This is a genomic window from Bacillus sp. FSL W8-0519, assembly GCF_038005585.1.
Classification (GTDB): Bacteria; Bacillota; Bacilli; order Bacillales; family Bacillaceae_G; genus Bacillus_A; species Bacillus_A paranthracis.
Genome location: NZ_JBBOTL010000001.1, coordinates 2,199,839 through 2,224,478, shown reverse-complemented (window position 1 = coordinate 2,224,478; position 24,640 = coordinate 2,199,839). Strand labels below are relative to the sequence as shown.

Below are 24,640 nucleotides of genomic sequence, written 5' to 3'. Positions count from 1 at the left end.
TTATAAAAAAGGATTTCTTTTACTTCTTCATGCTTTTTAACCACTTCTCAAAAATTTGTACCATTCCATGTTTTCCAGCTAATTTCTCTTCCCCTTGCTTTGTTTTATATGGATATAATTGTAAGAAAATACCACAACCAGACTCAATTTTTTTACTATGCATATGACTTCCTGGATATACACAAATGACTTCATAAATGGCCCTTCGATGATAGACTCGCTTTCCATCCTGTTCTTCTACAAATTTTATAGACCAGTACTTATACATTTGCTCAGTTGCTTTCGTATTCCCAACGTGCTGAAAAATATTGTACATTGGGCTATACTTCACTTCAATAATAATAGAAGATTGATAGACGTATTTCTCTTCCCCCTTTACATAACAGTCTAAGCGAATATCTGGCTTCTTCGTATCTTCTCCATTATAAAAATTACTCCCTTTACTTAATGCAATAAGAGGATGTGTTTCAATTAAATCATTAAATGCGACATGGACTTTCATATCATCTCGATGTAAAACTACTGTCGTTCCATCTTGTAATCCATCTACATAAAAATGTTCTTGTATTTGTTCACGAATGGAATTTCTAGCTTCAAAACCAATTTGCTCTAACATGGAAATAACGATAAAAAAAGCGTAATATTCATACACTAAAAAAGTTGGTTTATAAACAAATAATAAAGATGGAGATTGATCTGTATATTGTGGGAGTAAATCTAAATGCTGTAGTAATTGTTGATGTGGTATCGGTAAATTATGTGCGTTCATTCTACCCGTTTCAGAAACTTCTCTCCAAAATGGAGAATGCATTAAAGTTTGAAAGTATTGTACACTATCATGTACGAAATGCGCTAAAATTTTATATTCTTGTATCTTCATAGAACTTTTTCGTAAATCCGCCTCTTTTAGTAAATGTATATTTTTATATTTTTGTTTCTCTCTATCGGTCACTGATCCATTACGCTCAATTGTTTGTATAATCGTTTTTACAGCTTGAAATTCTTCTGATTTCTTCTTTTTTTCTCTTTCTAATATTTCAATTGTTTGACGCAAAAAACTTTCGGCTTCAAGTAAATAAAGATAAAATTGCATCGCTTTAAATTTAAGAAATGCATTTTCTATACTATTTTTTTGTTCGATAAACTTACGATTATAATATTTTGCGTACGGTTTTCTTTCCGCCACTACCGCTCCTTTCCTCGTTACTTTCCGCTCCTTTTCTTCCCATTTATATTCATGTATAAATTTTGAACTCGATTCTATTTTCTTAAAAATTTGCTTTATCTTTTTCATTTTTTGCGGCAACTTTCTAAGTAACACTAGATAAGAAGAATCTTCAATATCGCTAAGTGCAGAGAAAGTCTTTTTATAATAACCTCTATCTAAAATCAACTCATTTAAAATTGACTTCACATAGTTTTGAATCATTTCAAATTGATCATCAAAAAAATTTTTTGGAACGACTTGAAAAGCGCCATAATACGTTCGATTTTCTATATTCACCTCAAAATGATATAAACCACAACGCCATGGATAAAAGAATTCCGTTTTTCCATGTTCATATATTAATACCTTTTGTTTTTTTTCATTTATTTCATATTTTGTCTCTTTTATATTTTTCTGTCCCTCATAGACTTTATTCCATATAAAAGTAATATTCATTGGATTTTCATAATGGTATTGCAATCTAATTGGTTTTAATTCTTGCACTTTATAAATACATTGAACTAATGCTGTTGCAGAGGTACAAAGACGATTTAATAAAATATATTCTCCTTTTGACTCCGTTCCAATAATTAACTTTAATACAAAAGGAAGCGTTTCTTTCGTATCAACGATTTCTGTTTCGTATCGCCCATCATTTTGCATAACCATACAACTCCAGTTCTCTACGCTTTTCTCTTATATATGCTAAAGAGTGTTCAAATGTAGATACTCTGTTTGCAAGTGGAGATTGCAAAAGAGGTACTAATGTTGCCCCCCTTTTTACTTCCTCTGAAAGTAAAGACCCAACCATCATTTCAGTCCCTCTTATTTTCGTCAATACACGTTGCTTTATTTGTAAATCAAATCCTTCCTCTCTACTAATCATATAAGAATGATTATTTTGGAACGGTATATTTTGCAAATAAGTAGCAATTGCATTTGCACATCGAAAAGAAATTCCCTTTGACGTATCGTGTGATGACAATACACCATGTAACTTATCTAATAGCTCTAACTCTTCTTCAGAAAACACCTCAATCATCGTTTTATTCCTGACCCAATTTATGCGAAATTCTCCTGCAGTTACTTTCAGAGGTGGTTGTAATACAACTTTCTCTTGCTCCATACACATCTCACAAAACGGAATCTTTCGTAAAGTTATTACATTCGTCCGATCTAATAATCGATCTGAGAGCTCCTTCGTTGTTTCATCAAAATTCACAGTACCAACAAATATAATATTTTCTCCAATTTCAATTGTTGGCGGAATTGAATTTTCTTTTTCTTGCACACCTTCATATAAATTTAAAATACGATTTTGTTTTTCAAGTTGAAGAACAGATAGAAATGGAGTAAACCAATGCTCAATATGTGACATATTCATTTCATCAAAAACGATTATATACAGCTGATTTTGATTTTCTTTTGCCTTCATTAACGCCCTAACTAATTTTGTTTCACTTTCAATAAAAGTACCATTTGGATGAAGGTAACCAAGTAAATCATGTGGTTCTTGATATGATGGTGAAATCGGGATCCAAACCAATTCTTCCCCGTATTGTAATCCAAGTGCTTCTGCATAAGCTTGCACAAAACGGGATTTTCCAGCACCTGGTATCCCCCCCAGAATCGTCAACATATTTGTTTTTGTACTTATATGAAAGTTATAAATATCTGTTTCATCCAAATATAGCCCTTTATTACGTATAAAACTTTTCACATACTGTAAAAAGACGGATTCACGCTCATCCCATTCCCATTCATCCTTTTGCACTTTTATTTCCTCTACCTCTACAAGCTTACCTTCTTCAGTTATTCGTTTTTTTAATTGCTCATACACATGATTGCTTACAAAATATAATTGATCTTCTACCGCTATTTCTACATACTTCATCCAGTCATTAAGTTCTATATACTTACATTCCCGCTGCTGTTCAAAATATGCGATTGAACTAATTGACGATGACTTTAAAGATATATTTCCATATAACCTTCCCTCATGCCACAATAACTCAGGGGGCTCAAAGTCTTTCGGATATTTTGGCATTAGAAATGACAAATAACCGTTACTAAGTTTTCTTTCTAAAGACTCTCCCTTTTTATAATCGGAAACTTTAGGTACTGGAATCATTTTATAACCGTTTGCTATTTCTCGCGCTTCTTCTGTACAAATTAACTCCACGTATATATGTCCTCTTTCATAATAGAGACGAAACATAATCAATTGCTTTTCTAGTTTTCTTTTCTTTAATTCCGAAAAGACTTTTTCATTCTTTTTATTGCTACATAAACCTTCAAATACATATGGTTCATTTTTCAATTGCTCTTGCAATGTGAATGGTATTGGCGATAGGCATTGTACAAAGAAATTCTCTCCACTCTTCTCACTCTCTGCTTTTGTAAACTTCCCAATAAACCTCATATAGTACATTCGTTTTATAAAACTTGGCTGAAGAGCTTTATGTAATTTCACCTTCGTCACCTTCTTTTTTTCATACTATTCTTAGTGTATGAAAGAAACGCAAAACTAGAAACAAAAAACCTGACGTTATCCGCCAGGTTCAAAATGAAATCGTATATTAATGAGATGGAAATGCGTTTTTCTCTTGTAAGATGGCATTATGAGCAATTTTCATTTTAGCAAGTACATATCGTAAACGATCTTCAGCGTTTTCATCTTTATGTTGCTGTAATTCCGCCAAATTCTCTACCGCACTCGCTAAATTTTCAATCACTCCTCGCAGTTCAGGATGATGATTAAAAAAAGATTCTTGCACTAACACTTTCCTTACTTCACTCGCTAAATCAACAATTCTGTTCAACTGTTCTTTTCCTTCCATTTTCATCCCTCCTGAATATCTTATGTATTAAATATTCTATAGACAAAGAAAAAAGCCCTTTAAATGAAAAGGACTTTTACATTTTTATATTTCCAGTCAATAACATATAAAGAGATGTAACAGCTGCTACGACAATTGCCCACATTACATATCTCTCTATACGAGTAAAACAACGATTTCCTTTTTCTTTTCTTGCGTACACATAAACAATGATCCCAATTCCGTATACGATTGAAACGAGCAATAAATTCTTCAAACCAGCTGCATAAATAAGCCATATAGAGTAAAGTGAAGCAATTAAAGCTAGCGAACCATTTTTCACTTTTGCATCTTTTAGTTCATTTGTAATCACTAATTTGAATTGGAATAACGCTGATAATAAATATGGTACTAAAATTGATGTTGACGCTATGAAATACATAATTTGATATGTTGACTCTGAAAACAGAACGATTATAAATATAACTTGGGCAACGCCATTTGAGATCCATAATGCCATATGCGGTGTTTGTTTTTTATTTATTTTCGTAAAGACTTTCGGAAACACGCCATCTTTTCCTGCTACATGGGAAATTTCAGAAACAAGTAAAAACCAACCTATTAATGTACCTACAAGTGAAGCAACTAACCCGATGTTAATCGCTACTGCGCCCCACGTCCCAACAACATGTTCTAATACATGTCCCATTGACGGCGTTTCTAAAACAGAAAGTTCTCCTCTTGTCATCGCTCCCATTGACAAGACAGAAATTAAAATATAAATAGACATTACTAAAATAAGTCCTAATACTGTCGCTTTACCGACGTCTCGACTATTTTTCGCTCTTCCAGATAATACTACCGCTCCTTCAACCCCGATGAAAACCCAAAGAGTTACAAGCATTGTATTCTTCACTTGACCAAGTATAGAGGAAACTGAAATAGTTCCTTCTCCCCAAAAATCATGTGTAAATGTATCCCAGCGAAACGCTGTTACCATTACAACAATAAATAATACGATTGGTACCAATTTCCCTATTGTTGCAATCACATTCATAATAGATGCTTCACGAATGCCAAATAAAATTAGAAAATGAAGTGTCCATAATAAAAGTGATGCTCCTACGATAGACGCAACACTATTTCCACCTTTAAAAATGGGGAAGAAATAACCTAATGTACTAAACAGTAACATGATTGTTGCAACGTTTCCTAAAATTCCTGCTAACCAGTATCCCCAAGCACTGTTAAATCCGATATATTCACCGAAACCAGCACGTGCATAACTATAAATCCCGCCCTCAAGCTCTGGTTTCTTTCTTGCTAACGTTTGATATACGAGCGCGAGTGGAATCATTCCCATCGCTGTAATACACCAGCCAATTATGATAGAGCCGCTATTTGCTCCTACTGCTAAATCATGCGGTAAACTAAAAACACCGCCACCAACCATTGTTCCGACTACTAATGCAATTAATGGAAAAAATCCTAACTTCTTTTCTATTTGTACCACCCCATCTGTCATTCTAGGTGTTATGTTCGTTCAACTATTAAAGTCACCTTTTTCTCTAATAGACGCTTCTCTTATATTTTTTCAGGAAAACATTACTTATTCTAAAAGAAAATGAAGAAAAATGGAATACTTTTTTGAAAAAATGTATAAGTATGCACAAAAAAACCGTTCATTTTATAATGAACGGTCATTTCATACATATGAATTTGTATATTTTTTGTAAATTTAACGAAGTAAATTCTCTTTTTGTAAAAATTGTTTTGCGACTTCTTCACTACTTTTACCATTCACATTTACTTCATAATTCATTTTTCGCATTTCTTCATCTGTAATTTTTCCAGATAATTTATTTAATACTTTTTCAAGTTCAGGATATTTTTGTAATGTCTCTTTTCTTAATAACGGTGCACCTTGATATGGTGGGAATAACCCTTTATCATCTTTTAACACTTTAAGTCCGTACTGTTCCAATTCACTATCTGTTGAATATGCATCGATTACGTTAACATCTCCAGATTCAATTGCGCTATAACGCAGCTTCGGCTCCATCGTTTTAACATTCGAGAACTTATAGTTATATAATTTTTGCATTCCTTTATAACCATCTTCACGATCAGCAAATTCTAATGTGAACCCTACTTTAGCATCCTGTGCAATATTTCCTAAATCAGAAATTGTACTTATATTCTTTTGATCTGCTATTTTTTTCGGCATAGCTAGTGCATATGTATTGTTATACTCCATTGGTTTCAACATAACCATACTATATTTCTTTTCCATTCCAACGCGAGCCTGCTCATATACTTCATCCCGATTTGTACTTTTTGGCTCTTCTTTCACGAATGTAGATAAAGCTGTTCCCGAAAACTCAGGGTATATATCTACTTCCCCTGATTTCAACGCTTCGAATACAAATGATGTTTTTCCAAGACCTGGTTTTAATTGTACATGTAAATCGGTATCTTGTTCAATAAGCTGCTTATACATTTGAATTAAAATTTCAGGTTCTGATCCAAGTTTGCCCGCAATAACAATATCTTTCTTTTCGGTATTCCAAAGAAATGGAGAAGCAACCATTATACAAACAATACATATCGTCAATATAACACGCTTAGACGAACGTTTTGGACTCTCAAGCACCCGAAGTACTACATCAAAGAATAAAGCAAGTAACGCGGCTGGTACGGCCCCTAAAATGATAAGCGCATGATCATTCCGATCGATACCAAGCAATATGAGTTTACCAAGCCCACCAGCACCTATAAGAGCTGCTAATGTAGCCGTTCCAACAATTAATACCATTGCCGTACGAATACCGGCCATAATAATTGGTAACGCAAGAGGAAGCTCTACCTTCCACAGTCTTCTCCAGCTATTCATCCCCATAGCTTTCGCTGCTTCAATTAAAGATTCATCTAACTCCCGTATTCCTGTATATGTATTGCGTAAAATAGGTAATAGTGCATACACAACTAATGCGATAATCGCTGGAAGTTTTCCGATTCCTACTAACGGAATTAATAGTCCGAGCAATGCAAGTGATGGCACTGTCTGCATTACTGCAGAAGTTCCTATTATAAATTCAGCCATTCGCTCTTTTCTCGTTAATAAAATGCCAAGCGGTACCGCAATAATTACTGCAAAAAATAATGAAATAAGCGATATTTGTAAATGCTCACTTAATGCAGTTAGTAATTCTATTTTTCGTTCTTGGAACGTCTGTATAAAATCAGTCACTGTTTAGCCTCTTTCCTTCATTTGTTCAACGATATAATTGACAATATGACGACTTGTTAAAGCTCCAACATATCGACCATTTTCTTCAACTGGAACGACTTCATCAGCTCGCAGGCGAACTAATGCTTCTTGTAAAGAAGAATGTAATGATAGTGCCTCCCCTTCTATCCGCATACTTTCATCATGTGGCAATACATCTTCAATACTTTTCCCCTCATACCAAGGTCTTCCACGATTTCCAATGAATTCTTCTACAAATTCATTTTTCGGGTTATGTATAATTCCTTCTGGCGTATCTAATTGAACAACTTTTCCTTCTTTCATAACACAAATGCGATCTCCAAGTGATAATGCTTCTTGCATATCATGTGTTACGAATACAATTGTTTTTTGAATCTTCTTTTGCAATTGTACGATATCCTTCTGAAGCTGTTCTCTACTTAATGGATCTAGCGCACTAAATGGTTCATCCATAAGAACGATTTTCGGGTTTGCGGCTAATGCCCGCACGACACCTACACGTTGTTTTTGTCCTCCTGATAATTCATCAGGCATGCGATCGCGATATACGTCTGGATCTAGCCCGACCATCTGGAGCAACTCATCGACACGAGCTTTTATTTTTTCTTTGCTCCACTTTCTCATTTCAGGAACAACTGCAACATTTTCAGCAATTGTCATATGAGGGAACAAAGCGATTTGCTGCAACACGTACCCTATATCCCATCGTAATTCATTAATATTGTATTCTTGAATATCTTTTCCATCGATTAAAATTGAGCCTTCTGTCGTTTCAATTAAACGATTAATCATTTTCATGGTCGTTGTTTTCCCGCAACCACTCGGACCAATGAGAACAAAAAATTCTCCCTTTTTAATTTCTAAATGCAATGAATCCACTGCTTTTGTGCCATCTTCATATGATTTTGACACTTGATTAAACTGAATCACAAATACAACTCCTTTATCGTTGTTTCCTTTATTTTGATGGAATATGGAATTCATTTCAAATGATACGCATTATTCAACAAAAAAAGAGCTCACATTTGAGCTCTAACGGTCTAACAATATTGTTTTCATTATAGCGGCGTATTCACGCACATACATTTTTCTCTTAGAGCGCATTGGCGTTTCAGCAGCTAGTGCCTCCATCCTCATGCCTAAACGCTTTGCAATTATTTTCGTTCTATATAAATGATACGTATTGCTTACAACTACCGCATGTTTCACATCATATAAATCTATACTAAACTTTAAATTCTCATACGTATTTGTAGATTGATCTTCTATTAAAATACGACTCTCATCTATACCATGTACCATTAAATAGTTCCTCATACTATGAGCTTCCGGTATATCTTCATCTTCTCCTTGACCACCTGAAACAATTACTTTCGCTTCAGGATGAGAAACTAAATATTCCAATGCTACATCCAAACGGTTTTGAAGAGATAAAGACGGTCTATCTCCAAATAACTTTGCACCTAATATAAGAACGTACGGAGAGTGATGGCTCAGCTTTTCACGAGCAACTTTCTTCATTCGAAAGGTCATATAAAGAATGTATAGTGGTGGTAATAATAAAATTATAAGTAATATCCATTTGTTCATATATATGTTTGCACTCCCTTTCTTTTTATTATATAAAAAAAGATTGGAAGGCAGAAGTGTTTTTTAAACGATTGATTTATTAAAAACTTTCGTCCCTACTTTACGTTGTGAATATACATAATAAAGAGCAATTCCTAATGATAGAATCAATATACAGCTAAGTACGTAAAACGGGAGCATTACCCCAGCTTTAGATACACCAGCTGTAAACAGCATTAATAATACAATTCTTATTCCTGTACCAATTAATCGAAATAAGCTGTCAACACGTCCCATTACTTCGTTTGGGATTTCCTCCATCATCAATACATTTCTCGCCACTCTTGTCCCCGCATTTCCAATCGCATGAAAAATCGCTAGTCCATATAACAACATTACGGAAGGTTCAATAATCATTGCGGTAATTGAAATTACATAAATGCACATCGTCATAACGATTGAAACTTCTGTTTTGACATATTTCATTATGAGTGGAATACAGATTCCTGCAACAACAGCTCCAACACCGTACATCATTCCCTCTATCGCGTATACAGAGGCATTAGCTTTAAGTATATCCGAAATATAAACTGGTATTAAATAATTTGCCATCATGACACCTATAAACGGCATATAAGTAGCAAGTAAGAACCAAAAGAGCTTAGGACGTTTTTTCATAAAGTGAATTCCTTCGAACAATTGCTTCTTAAATGTTATTTTCTTTTTAATCTCTTTTTTCTTGACATACGGTATACATAAAAACAGCAAAAATGCTCCTACAAAAGTTAACATATCTACTAACAATATCCACTTCAAAGACACAACTTCAATTAGAAAGCTCGCGGCTGCTCCTGAAATAACTTGTGTTAACTGTCCTTGTATTTCCATCGTTCCACTTAAACTTTTATAATGTTCTGCTTGAAAAATTTCTTGGTTGAACGCAAAAATTGTAGGATAAAATAATAGATAGTAAAAAGAGCCCGCTATATAAATAAGAATATAATGAATAGAATGATAGGATTGCCCAGCAAATCCCCATATAACCATTATTCCGATTACGGCTATCCCAATACCTTCATTACATAATAATAAAGATTTTCTTGAAAAACGATCAATACTTTGCCCGATAAACGGAGTTAACAAAAACATAATCAGTGTTGAGATGATGGAAACATAACCAAACGTTGTCTCTCCTCCACTCTCTTTAATTAACAACCATGGAATCGTTATCATTACAATACCGGAACCAATAGCTGATAGACTATTGGCCCCTAGAATGAAATACAAGCGTGAATCTTTATAAAGAGATGACATATCACTCAACTCCTAGTTGCTTTTTCACCTCTTTATATACGCTCATATATGCTTTCAATTCTTTAACTACATCATGAATTAATGGTTTTGCATCTTCCCCAAGTTCACCATCTTGCACATGTAATCCATCAAGAACAACTTGTTTTGGAATTGCATTTGCATAAACACCTCTAGCGACCGTTCGCATGCTGTTTAATGCATTTATTCCACCTTTACCGCCACCAGCAACCGCTAACAACGCAACTGGTTTATGAATAAATTCATTACTACTTAAGTAATCTAAAGAGTTTTTCAGCGCACCGCTCATCGCATTATGATATTCTGGTGTACATAATACAACCCCATCCGCAGCTTTCACTAACGTTTTTAATTTTTTCACTGCCTCTAAATCACGTTGTGACTCTTCTCCATTGTATAAAGGTAACTCCTCAATTGCTAAATCATATAATTCCCCTTCAAATTGATCCGCAATATATTTTGCCACCACGCGAGTTCTACCAAATTTTCTTGGTGTACCGTTAATAACAACTAGTTTCATGATTATTTCTCCCCTTTGTTTTCAATTTCTACTTATATATTATCAGAAATTTCTACACAAAACACAATATAAAGAGTTAACTTGTTTCATAAAATAGTATGATAAACAAAAAAGAACTCATACTTTCGTATGAGTTTCGTACAATTACTTTGTTTCATCTCTCATGCTCAATGTACCTAAACTTTCATTTGCTTTAAAATGGTTATATGCTTTTTCCGCTAATCTTTTCCGTTCTTCTGATAATTCTATATATTTCATTACGTTTTCAATTATTTTTTCATACGGAGTAAATACAATACCCGGCCAATCTATTTCGTCCTCTGGGTTGCTATTTTCCGAAATAATAAATTTCTTATTTGCCACTGCATAAGAAACTCGAGGAGTTTCAAGAATACCAGATAAGTAAAAGTGGATATTTAATATAATTTTAGACCTGGCAATTAACTCATTTCTAACAATTCCCCATGCATTATTTTTAAAAACAATATTTAAATTCGGGGCAACGACTTTTAATTGATCCAATATAGCTTGCCGCCTTGGGTTAAGAGCACCTATAAACAGTATATCAATGTCTTCAATTAATTCTTCATCAAATGCATCTTTTTTTATTTCTAAAGTTGGTGCATAGTTCATGCCTACATGTTTTATTTCTTTTCCTACTCCTCTTTGTTTTAACCATTCTATATTTTGTTTACTATAATCCCAAATTTCCTTATCTTTTAATAACATTAAATAAAGAGGATGCGCATAAGGGCTTCCTTCATATAGCTGTTCTAAATTATAAATAATTGCATTTTTCGGAAGGAGATGTGGGCTATGTGCATATGTATGCGCTCCAAAAACAATTGTATTCCCCACATTTTCGAGTATTGTTTCTGATATGATTGCTGTATTTCCCTCTTGCTCCAATCGCCATTTCAAAGCTCGCGCAACATCTATAAAACTACCATACGTCTTTGGGCATATAAACAAACAATAATCATATTCTTTATTCAAATAAGCTTCCATTAGCCTTAAATTATTCTTATATAAATCTACATCCGGATATTTCAGTAAAAGATCCTTTGCATGTTTTTTTGCTACTTTATATAGTCCAGCATAATAAGCAGCAATGCACCTTCTTAATTCAATTCTTTGCTGATGTTCATCTGATACGTCCATGTTTAACAGAAGATTTGCGATACAATACGCTTTTAAATGATCACGATCATAATAATAATCTAGTAGTGGCAACAATTCTTCATACGTATTTCCATGCACAGATTCTCCTAGTTCTAGCGCCCATCGTATTAATTCCATTATTACTCCACTACTCCTTTAACCGAAATTGTATTTAATAAAATTTCGCATTACTTTCTACCATATTTGCTATATGCAACGGTAACTCATCTTTTTTCGATTCCAAAAATTTTTGTGACACTGCACCTAAATGCTTTTTATGTGGTATATAAAAAGCATTTATAGAAATCTCATAGTCAAATAAGTAATCATACACATGATAATCTACAAATAGAAGATCATTTTTCGGAAAAGGAATTTCCTTCCCTTGCAGGGCATACATCAAAGCAATATTATTTTGAGATTTTAATCGATACATTCTTGCAAGTTGATATAATGGCTCAGCCCTAGTTGGTCTATATTCCCACGCTTTTTGAAAATAAAGAACAGCTAATGCTGTATATTGCTCTTCTTGTTTCTTAGCATTTTCTTTTTCATCCACTTCTGTTACTTCAAGTTGTTTATTTGCTGAACGAGTTGCTAATTGTTCATAACAAAATCCTATTCGCAATAACGAATAAAATACCTCTTCAACCCATCCCCCTGCTTCCACTCGTTTTTTATACCATTTAATCGAATCTTCAAATTGACTTAAATGAAAATACGTTTGGGCTAAATAAAATAAATATCTTATATGCAAATCTGGCGTAGTTTCTGGATCACTCAGCCCTTGTAACAACAGCCTCTCATCTCTTTCAAATTTATCCGCTTTACTCCCACCATCACCAGGGTCATTAACGACAAGCGTCTCCAGTCTAGCTACTCTCGTATTGTAATCCTCTCCAACTTTGGAACGATCTATATCCCAATACTCATGAGTAACACCGACTGATTTCCATGGTAAAGACGCTTTTAAAAGCCGTGTAAGCCAATACTTAATATGAATATCATATTGTAATGTAAGATAATGGTCTTCCGTTAAGCTCGTTTTATCGAAATTCGGATCAACCTCTAAAATCATATCCGCATCTAATATTAATAAATAATCTGCTTCTGGGTATGTTTTTTGCGCTAACGAAACAGCTAAGCTTCTGTTATAACCAAAGTTTTTAAACGGCTCATGATGAACCGTCCCAGGTATCTCATTTTCCTTACACCAATTTTCAATAATTTCAGGCGTATGATCAGTTGATCCAGTATCACAAATAGAAACAAAATCTACAATTGATTTCGTAGCATTTAAACATCTTTCCATAATTCTAGATTCGTTTTTAACAATCATACAAAGACATAACTTTTTTTCTTCCCCTACATTCTTCACTTGCTCATTTCCCATTTAACCACCTCATATTTTTTTAACACGCTCTCTCCATATGTAACATCATTTCTTAGCTACACTGATGACATAATCATTCTTTTACTATTTATGAAAACTTCATTTTATTTATTCTTATTTTTATGTTGGGACATATTTCATGCAGCGCTTTATACTTAATACAACCAATACAAAAAACATAATGCGGGAATCCGTACATTTCAAAGTCTAAGAGGAGGTTATATTTTGTTGGATTACATTTGGCTAGATGACAAATCACCAATTTTAGAACAACTACCAAGCACCTTTAAATCTGCAGCTATATTGCTACACCCTTTTGTCCAAATGCCTTTAGAATGGGAAAAGTCTGTGAGAAAAAAACTATATGAGCACATCTATCCTAGCGCTGAAGAAATCATTCATAATGGGAAATCCGTTTCTTGGAAGGAAATGATGTCTTATAGTGGATTACATTCATACGCAGAATTAGCAATGGCCATGTTGACTTCCATTGGTGCTTTTACAGAAGAATATAAAAGAGAGGATTTAGCTGAAAAACTACATTCAAACTTAAAAGAAGATCTTTATTATCCAACAGAAGATTATACGTCTATATTTTTATTACATAAATTACTTAAACTCCTCGGTTCTAAAGGTGCAAAAAATTTATATTTCTCTGAACCAATTCTTGATACAAACGGATTATTAGAAGTAGATAATACTACTCCATTAGATATTTGGGACATTAGCAATAATGAGTTAATTATTACTAGCGAAGACAATGAGTATGCGTTTATGAGTATATTCGATTCCTTTACAACCTTATTATTAGCTAAAGAAGAAAATATAGAATATATTATTCAATCAATGAACGTTGAAGCTGTCATTTGTGACAAAAAAACGATGATTGATTGGTATTTTTAAATTAGTAATTTCTTAAACTATAAAAAAGAAACTTGCGCTTATGCACAAGTTTCTTTTCAAAAATCATCCTCTATTTTTTCACAACTTCATGCCCACCGAACTGATTACGTAATGCTGAAACTACTTTTCCATGGAATGTATCATCTTCCTGAGAACGATAGCGCATAAATAATGACATAGCGATAACTGGTGCTGCAGCTTGCAGTTCAAGTTCCGTTTCAACAGTCCATTTTCCTTCTCCTGAAGAGTTCATTACACCTTTAATGCCATCTAGTTTCGGACCTTCTGCAAATGATTTTTCAGTTAAGTCCATTAACCAACCACGGATAACGGATCCGTTCGGTAAAGTTACATAATATCCGTTTCGAAACAAATTCTTTTTCTAGTTTTTGAGTAACTTGTTATTTAGCTTAATAGGTATGTGGTTTGTTGTACAAACTCAACATTTTTAGTAAGATTTCGTAAGGTGTTAGGGGACAAAAAGTTTTAAATTTCATGAGCAAATTGTAGTAATAGATTAGATCAAAAAACGCCATCCTTTCCTATGATTCTATAGAAAGAATAGCGTTTTTTTCATTTTAGGTAGAATTTTATTTTGTTAACTTGATGATACTGTGCTTCTATCCCACATCGTCTCTAATTTGAAAACATTTATTCCATTTAATAATCCTTTAATGAAAATAACCTAACTGACATATTCAAACAACTCTATTGACACTTAACACTACACTTCATTAAGGTACATTATTCTAAATTTATTGATGTAGTTGAGATGGACTCACTTTTTGAATTTGAACAAGTATATCAAACGCTTTACCTAATGATATATCAACTGTTTTTGGTATATCAGGCCCTTCGGTAGTTACTCCAGCGAAAATTGGATGTTGTTCGTTCAACCAAGTTTTTGTCACACCGTTTGCCTTACGTAAATCAATAAAAAATTGATCTTTTTTAACTTGTCCAAAGATGTAGTTATAACTGTTTGGATCATCCGATTTTAATATTCCATTTGGGCCAAATTCACCATCGCTATTCTTAACATTGTATTGTCCTTCATAAACTGATGTTCCAATAGATACGTACCGTTTTCCGTAATACTCTGCTAAATACTGCCCAGCTACTTTAGGGTATACAAAAGGAAGCATATTTGTTTTCGAAACGTGGCCATTATGCCCCCATACAATAGTTTTTCCTAAATGTTCTTCAGTCCACTTTGCATTTTCATACATTGCGATATCATGTTTCAAATATAAATCAGATGGTTTATCAGGAGGTGACGTTAACATTGTAGTAAACTGTTCAATAATACGAGCATTTTGTTTTATCCATGCGAACTCTTTAGATTTCCCATTTAAATAACTTTTATTTTCCTCTAATAAAGCACTAATTTGTTTAGCATCTGAAATATACTTTTCTTTTTCTTCTTTCGTAAGGCTTTCAAAAGTATTCATATCCTTTGTTACAGGAATAAGACCTTTTATCTTCTCTTCTATCCTCGGCACAAGTTTTGAATTGGTTCTTTTAACATATTCTATTATATTATTATAAACATTCTCGTTTACTGATTGAATGTCCATCCCGATGATACGCACTTTAGATTTATGTTTTGGATTAGCATTATATTGCCGAATCCAATCAAGTAAATCTAACATTTCTTTCGTCTTAAATACAGGTGATAGATGCTGGCTTGGATTTCCCTTACCAGTAAGAACATATCGATCAAGTTCTAAAGCTCTGTCCCACCCCTCTTCTAAAACTAGGTTGGTAAAACCCTTTTCAGATACTAAATAATTTACAATACGGTTTTTCATCGTAAAAACTTCATGAGCCCCATGTGTAGCTTCACCTAAACCTACAATTGAAGCTGAACCCACCATATTCTTAAATGGTTTTAAATCATTAAAAGGTGTATTTGGATTTGTTGTTTTTAAAGGCTTCGCGTGCATTTCTAACCATTCCGCTATTTGATTTTTATTGTAGGGAGCTGTAACAGAAACTCCTGTTTTAGAGTCTGCATAAGTACTTCCTACAAAATTAGTCAGTATTATAGCAGAAACACCAAGTGCAGTAATCATTTTCTTTTTCATAAAACCCTCCTGAAATATTTACTTAAAACGATAGCGTTCTTTTATACTTAATTACGATTATTAAATTTTTTTAGAGCAAGTTGTTTTTTGCACCAAAATGATATATTTTAAACTATAAACCTATGACAAAACTTATCCATTTCGCCTTTTTGCCTACTTCCTAAATTCAGCAAGTAAAATACTTTTAAAAGGATCAGGATTACTAAAGTTAAAGCTGTTCAAATTGACGGCCAATGTATGCTTGCCTCCAAGTGTTCCACCAACAAAAGTGGAAAACCCTAGAACGCTACCTCTGTGTCCCCATACCGAGACACCGTTCGGAAGCTTAAATTCAACGATTCCAAGACCATATCCCGCTCCTTCTCTATCTGTAGGAACTGTAGTAAGCATTTGTTTTAGTTGCTGTTCCTTCAGTAATTTACCACTAAGTAAGTAAGAGAAGAATTTATTTAAATCGTCAGCAGTAGAAATTATATCTCCATCCGAGCTACCTGGGTTCATATATGTAACGTCTTTTAGCTCACTTGCTCCGTCTAGTTGGAAATAGCCACGGGCATGCTTAGTGCCTGGAATCACGCTTGAATTACCAGGTAGGAATGTATTTGACAAATCAAGCGGTTCAATAATCCGATTTTCAACCTCTTCCGCATAGCTGTTGCCAGTTACTTTTTCAATAAGGATCCCCAGTAATACGTATCCTGTGTTTGAATAAGACCAACCCTTTCCCGGGGCAAAGTCTGGGGGAAGAGAAATCCCCATCTTTACAAATTCTTCAGCCGTATACGATTTTTTTATATCCGTAATATCGAAGTCTTTTGAATTTATATAGTCAGCAATACCACTTGTATGATTCAATATTTGCCGGATTGTAATCTGGTTACCATCATATCCGTTTCCTTGAATGACACCAGGCAACCATTTTTCAATGGAGTCATCTAGATTCAAACGGTTCTCTCCAGATAATTGCAGTAGCACTGTTGCAATGAACGTTTTCGTCACACTGCCAATACGAAAGCGAAAATCTGCTTTCATTGGTTTCTTAGTTCTCACATCTGCTACCCCAGCGGTATAACTCCAAGTTTTACCACCCTTAGAAATTTGAGCGAGTATTCCTGGGTATCCAAGTTGTAGTGCATCTCGCATTGCTTTCTTAACGGAAGTACGATCGCTTTGCGTACTTGTTTGTAAAGAACTAGATACATTTTGCGACGATTCTGCTTTTACAATTGAGGCTGGTGTTATGTATAACAGGGAATTCCCAGCTATTAATAATGCTAGACTTCCACATATAATTTTACTGCGTGTTTTCATAAAGCATTCCTCTCCTCTATTTAAATTGTATTAATGATTGATAGGTCTAACCACACAGCTATCAACTCTCCCCATGATAAGGGTCAACACTGAATTTGCAATCATCTATAGACCAATTATTTCTTCAAACAACTCTCTGACCTAATAAATGATTAATCCCTCTTCTTCAGATATCTGTTAACTTCTATAATTTCTTCTTTTCTTCCATAGCGTTTTATTAATTAATTTGTTTTTATATAAATAGATAGTAACTACTCCCCCTCCCGTTCTTCTCTATATTTTGATCATACACATTGAAAATCTCTTTTTTCTTACTCCTTCCTTACAAATTCCTTACGTTCCAAACCACTTCTATATTTCGGTGGTTTTTGTTTTAAGAAAACTTAGTTCTATTAACTTGGTAACATTGGAATAACACCAAATGCCAATCAATTGAAGTAAAGTAAATGCTTCAAAAATAGGAATATTAGGAATTTCTCTTGATGGACATAGAAATCCGGTCCTCAATATAGAGATTTCCTTATGTAAGTATATTCCGCATTATAATTATAAAACTTAATTAATTTCTTATTTTTCAGAAAAATATAAAAACATCCCGGAATTTATTGTATAATGTTGTAAAAAGATGTCGGAGGGATTTAATGTTACATAAAATATCTCAATTCACAATGAAGCTTTCATCAATTCTTTTATCACTCTTATTATTATTAAATTTACCTTATTTATTTATCACTCAAAATGGATTTACCTTTCAACCAATTTATTTTTTTGACCAGATCGTTACTATGTTAAAACAGGTTTTCTCCCCTGAATCATTGTTGGTTATAGGATCAGACCCTAAGTATGGTCATTTAAAAACAACACCATTATTTCCAACTGTTTTAGAGCCTTATCTATATTCATTTACTATTTTATTTTTAGCCTTTTTGCTTGCGCTCTTTTTTTCATCTAGCATGGCATTTTTTTATTTTTTAGCAAAAGATTATATAAAAAAATGGATAAACCGAATTGTGTTCATATTAGAAGCTGTCCCTGATATGATGATGATGATTTGTTTGCAAATATTTTTCATATGGGTACTTCAGAAATTCGGAGAAGCTCCTTTCACTATTATTTCCTATAATGAAAATCGAGCTTATTTACTCCCTATTTTATCTTTATCTGTTTTACCTACATTACAAATGTTTCGAATGATGGTGTTATACATAAAAGAAGAACATGGAAAACATTACGTAGAGGTTGCATATGGAAAAGGCCTTTCATCAAGTTATATACTTTGTATTCATTTATTCAAAAATATATCTATCCACTTCTTCCACCATTTAAAAACGATTTTTGTTTTCTTACTGTCTAACTTATTCATTTTAGAATTCGTTTTTAATATGCAAGGCATTATTCAATTTTTATTTAAAAAGGCGTTTATTTCACCACCAGCTGCATTTATCATACTTGTGATGATTATTTTACCGTTTTACACCATTTTTCAAATCATCTCTTTCATGATGAATAAGTGGCAAAAGCAATTGAAAGGAGCAGCTTTATGAAATCTATTTGGAAATCAAAACGCTTTTTAATCGGCTTTACTTATTTATTCATACTTGTTTCAGCTAGTTTTATTTATAGTTGGTTCTTTAAAGATACCATCCCAAAAGCTCCCCAGTTACTTTACAATGACAATAACGAATTACTTGGAAAAGCTCCCTTTCCACCATCATTAATACCGCCTTTTGGATCTGATCGTTTTGGAGAGTCTGTTTTCTTACAAATTATAGAAGGAGCAAAATTTACTATTTTATTAGCCGTGGCAATTAGCTTCTTTCGAATTTTATTCGGAACATGTATAGGAATACTCTTAAGTTTATACGCTTCAAAATTCAAGAGATTTTTCCAAGCATGCTCAGAAGTTTTTTACTATATTCCTACTTTATTTATCGCATTTATACTCATCACACCTGTTAATATTGTAATCGTATCAAATGCTGATAGATTAGATCCAAATATTTCATTTGCGTTTTATCAAGTACTCGTACTTATATTCGTCGCACTGCCTACACTTTCTTTATATATATCCTCAGAGGTTGATGAATTTATGAAACAAGATTACATTTTAAGTTCCCAATTGCTAGGAGCTAGCCGTTTTCATATTATCAAAAAACACTTACGAGTCTTGTTACTTGATCGCTTATTTGTGTTATTTATGGAACATATTGTCCAAGCGCTCATACTCGTTATCCATTTAGCGTTGCTTGATATTATAATTGGCGGGATACAAATGCGTGAACTGTATGACGGAGTGCTCAAACCTGTTTCTCTATCTAATGATTGGGCTGGCCTTATTGGATTAAATCGTTATGAAATGAATCTTTCGTGGTGGATTATTTTTTATTCTCTCGCTTCATTCTTTATTACGATTCTATTTATTAAGCTTATGACAATCGGGATTCAAGATGCACTGAAAGCAAGAGATTCGCAAACTGTAGCAATTCAATCTGTTCCTGATCATAAAAAATTTGTTAAACATAAAGATTCTTTTTCTTTTGCAAATAAAGTAAACCTTTAATCATCTCTCATAAATCAAGTATGAATTGGCATTGATATTAGTAGAATATAAAAAGATGATCCCTATTGCATACAGGGATCATCTTTTTATGCAGTCTAACTTTTTTACATGTACTTTGTTAGACTCATATTTTTTATATTTAATGTGAATTATTTGCAATCACAATTATGCTGTTTAAAATCGATTACCATACGTCCTTGAATTCGACCTTGTTCCATTTCTTCGAATACACTTTGTACTTTATCTAGAGAACAAGTTTGAACAACAGGCACTACTTTTCCTTCTGCACCGAATATAAATGCCTCTTCTAGATCCTTACGAGTACCGACTAGAGAGCCAACCACTTCAATTCCATCTAGTACAAGTCGCGGAATGTTTAAATCCATCGTTTCTACTGGTAAACCTACTGCAACGACTTTACCACAAGCACGTACTGCATCAACTGCAGAGTTGAATGCTACTTTTGAAACAGCTGTTACTACAGCAGCATAAGCACCACCAAATTCATCTTGAACAATGTTATCAGCAGGACCTTGAGAAATTGGATTGATTGTCATATCAGCTCCAACCTCTTTTGCTAAGGCTAATTTATCGTCATTAATATCTACTGCAATTACCTTTGCACCAAATACGTTTTTAGCATATTGAATAGCTAGGTTACCTAATCCACCACAACCATAGATGACGATAGGTTGGCCAGGTTTAATATTGGATACTTTTATAGCTTTATATGTAGTTACACCCGCACATGTGATTGATGATGCTTGAGCTGGATCTAATCCTTCTGGTACTTTCACCGCATAATCAGCTGTCACAATACATTGTTCAGCCATACCACCATCTACTGAATAACCAGCATTCTTAACTTCACGGCAAAATGTTTCCCTACCTGTTACGCAATATTCACAACGTCCACAAGATTGGAACATCCATGCAATACTTACACGGTCTCCCACCTTTAGTGAAGTAACATCATCAGCGATTTTCGTCACAATACCTATACCCTCATGACCAAGAATACGGCCATCTGTGTTTCCAAAATCATGATTTGCAACGTGTAAATCAGTATGACAAACTCCACAATACTCTACATCTACTAGCGCTTCACCTGAGTGTAACGGACGTAATTCTTTTTCAATAATTTCAATGTTTGCTTTACTATTTTTATTAACTACTACTGCTTTCATATGTGATCTCCCCTTTAGTGTTTTAGAATTTTTCATGAGTTCATCTCACAACTTCTGTCTTCACTAGTTTGGCTAATCATTGTGCCAAGTTTAAATGTTCAATCATCATTACATGTTCATCATAACATGACACTTCAAAAACAAATTGTGAAATTATGAACAATGTTTGAATTGTTGTATAAATCGTTTTATATTTTTTTAAATGAGAGTCATCACTGGCTATAAGTAAGTCTCATATTTCTACAAGAAAATAAATAAACAAACTATTCACTAATAAAAAAGGGGCTGTCTCATAAGTCTCTTTCGAAGTAAGATCACATGAAATTGAAAAGGCAGAAACGTTATAAAATCAACATTTCTGCCTTTCACTTTTTATACGATTTTGGCTAAAAAGCACCTTTTGAGACAGCCTCTTTTTTATATTCGTTTCATCGAAATTGTTTCACGAATACTTTGTAGATTTTGCAACGTTTCTTCTTGGCGTTGTAACGATAACCCAACGTACAAAGTATCTAATAAACTTAACTGCGCTAATCTTGATGAACTTGCTTCTGTGCGGAATTCCGTTTCACGTGTTGAAGTGTATAATGTAATATCAGCCATTTGAATTAATGCCGATTTCTGATAACTCGTAATCGCAATAATTTTAGCTCCTCTTGCTTTCGCTACTTCTAACGCTTCCAGTAACCCTTTATTGCTACCAGAATGAGAAATGCCGATAACAACTGAATTTTTCGAGAGCAAACCAGCTCCTATAATTTGGAAATACGAATCAGTATGAGCGATACATGAAATACCCATTCTCATAAATTTATGATATGCATCCATCGCAATAATACCAGAACCACCATTTCTGTAAAACTCGATTCGATTTGCTTCTTACAAAGCTTTTACAGCTTGCTCTAATGCCGTATCATTTAACAAATGCAATGTATCTTGTAGTCCTGTAATATGCGAATGAAAAACTTTTTAGCAACAGTTACCATACTATCTTCTGCTGATACTTCTTCATGAATATTTTGCATCGGTGTATGGACAATTTCACGAGCTAATGTAATCTTTAAATCTTGGAATCCTTGCAAACCGAGGTGTTTACATAAGCGAAATATCGTAGCCTCAGAACTATTCGTAACTTCTGCTAACTCAGTAATAGATCTATGTACAACATCTTGTGGATGTTTTAAAATATGTTCAGCAATACTTCGCAATTCCGGTGATAAACCGTTTAACGAAGCTTGAATCTTTCCAATCCCACTTCTTGTACCAGGCATAGCATATCTTCACCTTCAATCGTAGCTTTATCCCGTAAAAAAACAATTGGTGTGGGTTAATAATCAGTGGGTATAGACCCTCCACGGATTAAAATTTCATTTTATTGTACCTAATTATTGAAAGAAGAAAAACCTTTATTAGACTTAACTATAACATTTTAATTGCTCCTATGTATTCTGTCATACTATGCGAAACATTTATTCATACTTATTATTATTTTCCCCATGTTTCACTGCATACAATGCAGCTTGCGTACGATCATCTACTTCTAATTTAGCTAAAACATTTGAAACATGTGTTTTTACAGTTTGTTCTGTAATATGAAGCACTGCTGCAATTTCTTTATTACTTCGCCCTTTCGCAATTTCACGAAGTACTTCTTGTTCTCTTTTCGTTAACATAGAAAAAGGGTTTTCTTTCTTGACTACTGATCGTCCTAATAGTGCTGGTGTTACTTTCGGATGAAAATTCGTATTTCCTTCATGTACTGCAATAATAGAAGCTACAAGTTGCTCAGGTTGTACTTCTTTTAATTGATAACCATCTGCTCCGGCTTCAAGTGCTGGTAAAACATAATCTTGCTCTGAAAAACTGCTTAATATTAGTATCTTTATCGTTTCATCATATTGTTTTATTTGTTTTGTTGCTTCGATGCCATCCATCTTCGGCATTGATAGATCCATTAATACTACATCTGGCCTTTTTGTTTGGACGAATGTTAACGCATCTTCTCCATTTTCTGCTTCCCCAACAATTTCAAATTCTTCTCTCGTTTTCAAAAAGAATACAAGTCCTCTTCGAACGATATGATGATCCTCAACTAGTAGTAATTTAATTTTCAACCTTCTTCTCCCCTTCAAACTGGCAATTGAATTTCAATTTTCGTACCCTTTTTCAGCTCCGTTTTTATTTGAAATGATCCCCTCATTAACTGAATACGTTCCTTCATACTTTTTAAACCGAGTGCTGACTCTCTTACTTGCTCTTGTATAAATCCTATTCCGTTATCCTCTATGTAAAAATACAACTGGTTATCTTCTATTTTTAAAAGAACATGTACCTTTTCACATGAAGCATGTTTTTTACAATTATGTATCGCTTCTTGACTAATACGCCATAAAACTTCTTCTATTTCATCACCAATTGAAACCATTCCATCAATTCGAACTTCCACGTGAATCCCTAACAACTTTCCGTAATTTTTAATTGCTTCAGCTAACCCTTTCTCTAATCCTTCCGGTCTTAATTGCCAAATCAAAAGTGTCATCTCTTGTAATGCTTCCTGTGATAATTCTCCAATATAGCTCAACATCTCTTGCAAGTCTCTATCTTGCGTCATATTTAGAGTACCTTTTGCGGTTAACATGATAGAAAATAACAATTGTTTTACTGAATCGTGTAAATCACGTGCAAGTCGATTTCGTTCAGCTACTACTACATATTTACGTTCTTTTTCCACTAGCTGAATACGTTGGATTGTCGTCCCTATTTGAAATGCAATTGATTCTAATAATGCTAATTCTTCCTCTGAAAAATGTGTTTTTTGAGGCGCGGCCACATTTAAGAGACCAAACTTCTCCGATCCAGACCTAAGGGGAATTGTCGCATGGTGCGTAACATTTTCGGTATCTCCCCAATTACACTCAATCGCATCCTCTATTCGCTTACATTCAATAATATTTGTCGCTTTTTCCAATCTGCCATTTACAAAACGCTCTACACACCAGCAATCTCCTTCACACATCGGCTTCTTCTCTTGCCACGTAAGAGCTGGCGGTAAGTTTTGATCTACAAGCATACGGTGTTTTCCACTTTCATCAATAAAAAAGATCCAGCCTGTTTGTAAATTCATAACTTGTAACAAAGTATGTAACACTTTTTCTAACATGTCTTGTAAATTTGTTGCTTCATTTAATAATTCAGCAATTTCTTTTAATGCCTCTAAACGATGCATCTCTTTTTCTTCAAAGTTCATTTTCATCACCATCTATCATTATAACATTAAGAAATTTCTAAATTCTACAAATTAAAAAGAACTGAATTCCTTC

The 24,640-nt window shown here is 33.8% G+C and carries 18 protein-coding genes and 3 pseudogenes; 3 read left to right on the top strand and 18 right to left on the bottom strand.

Annotation, left to right across the window (positions count from 1 at the left end; all coding sequences use genetic code 11):
- Positions 1 to 19 precede the first annotated feature (19 nt).
- The 11 genes from NST14_RS11510 to NST14_RS11460 form a co-directional block, all read right to left on the bottom strand.
- Positions 20 to 1,870 (bottom strand): hypothetical protein, encoded by a 1,851-nt coding sequence (locus NST14_RS11510; protein ID WP_001178636.1) that lies wholly within the window; start codon positions 1,868 to 1,870, stop codon positions 20 to 22.
- Positions 1,860 to 3,680 (bottom strand): AAA family ATPase, encoded by a 1,821-nt coding sequence (locus NST14_RS11505; protein ID WP_000766181.1) that lies wholly within the window; start codon positions 3,678 to 3,680, stop codon positions 1,860 to 1,862. The genes NST14_RS11510 and NST14_RS11505 overlap by 11 nt, the downstream gene beginning before the upstream one ends.
- Before the next feature lie 106 nt (positions 3,681 to 3,786).
- Positions 3,787 to 4,047 carry a hypothetical protein gene (locus tag NST14_RS11500; RefSeq protein ID WP_000398576.1) on the bottom strand — a complete coding sequence of 87 codons (261 nt, stop codon included), beginning with the start codon at positions 4,045 to 4,047 and terminating at the stop codon, positions 3,787 to 3,789.
- A gap of 76 nt (positions 4,048 to 4,123) precedes the next feature.
- Complete coding sequence (gene arcD, locus NST14_RS11495; RefSeq protein WP_229142718.1) at positions 4,124 to 5,551, bottom strand: arginine-ornithine antiporter; 1,428 nt, start codon at positions 5,549 to 5,551, stop codon at positions 4,124 to 4,126.
- 213 nt (positions 5,552 to 5,764) lie between these two features.
- Entirely contained in the window at positions 5,765 to 7,276 is a 1,512-nt protein-coding gene (locus NST14_RS11490) for an ABC transporter permease/substrate-binding protein (RefSeq protein ID WP_000129131.1), read from the bottom strand.
- A gap of 3 nt (positions 7,277 to 7,279) precedes the next feature.
- Positions 7,280 to 8,227, bottom strand: coding sequence for an ABC transporter ATP-binding protein (locus NST14_RS11485; RefSeq protein ID WP_000614093.1), 948 nt, complete (start codon positions 8,225 to 8,227; stop codon positions 7,280 to 7,282).
- Positions 8,228 to 8,329: 102 nt separating this feature from the next.
- Positions 8,330 to 8,887, bottom strand: a complete 558-nt coding sequence (locus NST14_RS11480; RefSeq protein ID WP_001045793.1) for a YdcF family protein — start codon at positions 8,885 to 8,887, stop codon at positions 8,330 to 8,332.
- A gap of 63 nt (positions 8,888 to 8,950) precedes the next feature.
- Positions 8,951 to 10,180 carry an MFS transporter gene (locus NST14_RS11475; protein WP_000097178.1) on the bottom strand — a complete coding sequence of 410 codons (1,230 nt, stop codon included), beginning with the start codon at positions 10,178 to 10,180 and terminating at the stop codon, positions 8,951 to 8,953.
- A 1-nt stretch (position 10,181) separates the two neighbouring features.
- Entirely contained in the window at positions 10,182 to 10,718 is a 537-nt protein-coding gene (locus tag NST14_RS11470; RefSeq protein WP_000780354.1) for an NADPH-dependent FMN reductase, read from the bottom strand.
- A gap of 144 nt (positions 10,719 to 10,862) precedes the next feature.
- Positions 10,863 to 12,017 (bottom strand): hypothetical protein, encoded by a 1,155-nt coding sequence (locus NST14_RS11465; protein WP_000420435.1) that lies wholly within the window; start codon positions 12,015 to 12,017, stop codon positions 10,863 to 10,865.
- 34 nt (positions 12,018 to 12,051) lie between these two features.
- Positions 12,052 to 13,272, bottom strand: a complete 1,221-nt coding sequence (locus NST14_RS11460) for a tetratricopeptide repeat-containing glycosyltransferase (protein WP_000526212.1) — start codon at positions 13,270 to 13,272, stop codon at positions 12,052 to 12,054.
- A gap of 139 nt (positions 13,273 to 13,411) precedes the next feature.
- Here NST14_RS11460 and NST14_RS11455 point away from each other — a divergent pair.
- Positions 13,412 to 14,175 (top strand): annotated as a pseudogene (locus NST14_RS11455) (DUF2711 family protein).
- A gap of 70 nt (positions 14,176 to 14,245) precedes the next feature.
- Here the strand turns inward: NST14_RS11455 and NST14_RS11450 are convergent.
- From NST14_RS11450 to NST14_RS11440, 3 genes and pseudogenes are all read right to left on the bottom strand, one after another.
- A pseudogene (locus NST14_RS11450) lies at positions 14,246 to 14,515 on the bottom strand (hypothetical protein); the annotation flags it as partial.
- A 415-nt stretch (positions 14,516 to 14,930) separates the two neighbouring features.
- The gene (locus tag NST14_RS11445; protein WP_000728409.1) at positions 14,931 to 16,262 is read right to left on the bottom strand and encodes an erythromycin esterase family protein; all 1,332 of its coding nucleotides are present in this window, start codon (positions 16,260 to 16,262) and stop codon (positions 14,931 to 14,933) included.
- Between the two features lie 153 nt (positions 16,263 to 16,415).
- Complete coding sequence (locus tag NST14_RS11440; protein WP_000857777.1) at positions 16,416 to 17,573, bottom strand: serine hydrolase domain-containing protein; 1,158 nt, start codon at positions 17,571 to 17,573, stop codon at positions 16,416 to 16,418.
- A 641-nt stretch (positions 17,574 to 18,214) separates the two neighbouring features.
- On the opposite strand from NST14_RS11440, the gene NST14_RS11435 reads away from it, so the two are divergent.
- A complete protein-coding gene (locus NST14_RS11435) occupies positions 18,215 to 19,117 on the top strand; it encodes an ABC transporter permease subunit (RefSeq protein WP_048556969.1) in 903 nt (300 codons plus the stop codon).
- On the top strand, positions 19,114 to 20,133 hold the full coding sequence (locus tag NST14_RS11430; RefSeq protein ID WP_000836592.1) for an ABC transporter permease: 1,020 nt from the start codon (positions 19,114 to 19,116) through the stop codon (positions 20,131 to 20,133). The genes NST14_RS11435 and NST14_RS11430 overlap by 4 nt, the downstream gene beginning before the upstream one ends.
- 149 nt (positions 20,134 to 20,282) lie before the next feature.
- Here the strand turns inward: NST14_RS11430 and adhP are convergent, their stop codons facing one another.
- From adhP to NST14_RS11410, 4 genes and pseudogenes are all read right to left on the bottom strand, one after another.
- Complete coding sequence (gene adhP, locus NST14_RS11425) at positions 20,283 to 21,320, bottom strand: alcohol dehydrogenase AdhP (protein WP_000649106.1); 1,038 nt, start codon at positions 21,318 to 21,320, stop codon at positions 20,283 to 20,285.
- A 417-nt stretch (positions 21,321 to 21,737) separates the two neighbouring features.
- Positions 21,738 to 22,591: pseudogene (locus NST14_RS11420) on the bottom strand (MurR/RpiR family transcriptional regulator).
- 198 nt (positions 22,592 to 22,789) lie between these two features.
- Positions 22,790 to 23,434, bottom strand: coding sequence for a response regulator (locus tag NST14_RS11415; RefSeq protein ID WP_000694640.1), 645 nt, complete (start codon positions 23,432 to 23,434; stop codon positions 22,790 to 22,792).
- Positions 23,435 to 23,448: 14 nt separating this feature from the next.
- Positions 23,449 to 24,546 carry a sensor histidine kinase gene (locus tag NST14_RS11410; protein ID WP_139303581.1) on the bottom strand — a complete coding sequence of 366 codons (1,098 nt, stop codon included), beginning with the start codon at positions 24,544 to 24,546 and terminating at the stop codon, positions 23,449 to 23,451.
- Positions 24,547 to 24,640 lie beyond the last annotated feature (94 nt).

Excerpts from the sequence above, each read along its gene's own strand:
- NST14_RS11510 (WP_001178636.1), bottom strand. The coding sequence starts at position 1,870 with ATGCAAAATGATGGGCGATACGAAACAGAAATCGTTGATACGAAAGAA.
- NST14_RS11500 (WP_000398576.1), bottom strand. The coding sequence starts at position 4,047 with ATGGAAGGAAAAGAACAGTTGAACAGAATTGTTGATTTAGCGAGTGAA.
- arcD (WP_229142718.1), bottom strand. The coding sequence starts at position 5,551 with ATGACAGATGGGGTGGTACAAATAGAAAAGAAGTTAGGATTTTTTCCA.
- NST14_RS11480 (WP_001045793.1), bottom strand. The coding sequence starts at position 8,887 with ATGAACAAATGGATATTACTTATAATTTTATTATTACCACCACTATAC.
- NST14_RS11475 (WP_000097178.1), bottom strand. The coding sequence starts at position 10,180 with ATGTCATCTCTTTATAAAGATTCACGCTTGTATTTCATTCTAGGGGCC.
- NST14_RS11470 (WP_000780354.1), bottom strand. The coding sequence starts at position 10,718 with ATGAAACTAGTTGTTATTAACGGTACACCAAGAAAATTTGGTAGAACT.
- NST14_RS11465 (WP_000420435.1), bottom strand. The coding sequence starts at position 12,017 with ATGGAATTAATACGATGGGCGCTAGAACTAGGAGAATCTGTGCATGGA.
- NST14_RS11460 (WP_000526212.1), bottom strand. The coding sequence starts at position 13,272 with ATGGGAAATGAGCAAGTGAAGAATGTAGGGGAAGAAAAAAAGTTATGT.
- NST14_RS11445 (WP_000728409.1), bottom strand. The coding sequence starts at position 16,262 with ATGAAAAAGAAAATGATTACTGCACTTGGTGTTTCTGCTATAATACTG.
- NST14_RS11440 (WP_000857777.1), bottom strand. The coding sequence starts at position 17,573 with ATGAAAACACGCAGTAAAATTATATGTGGAAGTCTAGCATTATTAATA.
- NST14_RS11435 (WP_048556969.1), top strand. The coding sequence starts at position 18,215 with ATGTTACATAAAATATCTCAATTCACAATGAAGCTTTCATCAATTCTT.
- NST14_RS11430 (WP_000836592.1), top strand. The coding sequence starts at position 19,114 with ATGAAATCTATTTGGAAATCAAAACGCTTTTTAATCGGCTTTACTTAT.
- adhP (WP_000649106.1), bottom strand. The coding sequence starts at position 21,320 with ATGAAAGCAGTAGTAGTTAATAAAAATAGTAAAGCAAACATTGAAATT.
- NST14_RS11410 (WP_139303581.1), bottom strand. The coding sequence starts at position 24,546 with ATGCATCGTTTAGAGGCATTAAAAGAAATTGCTGAATTATTAAATGAA.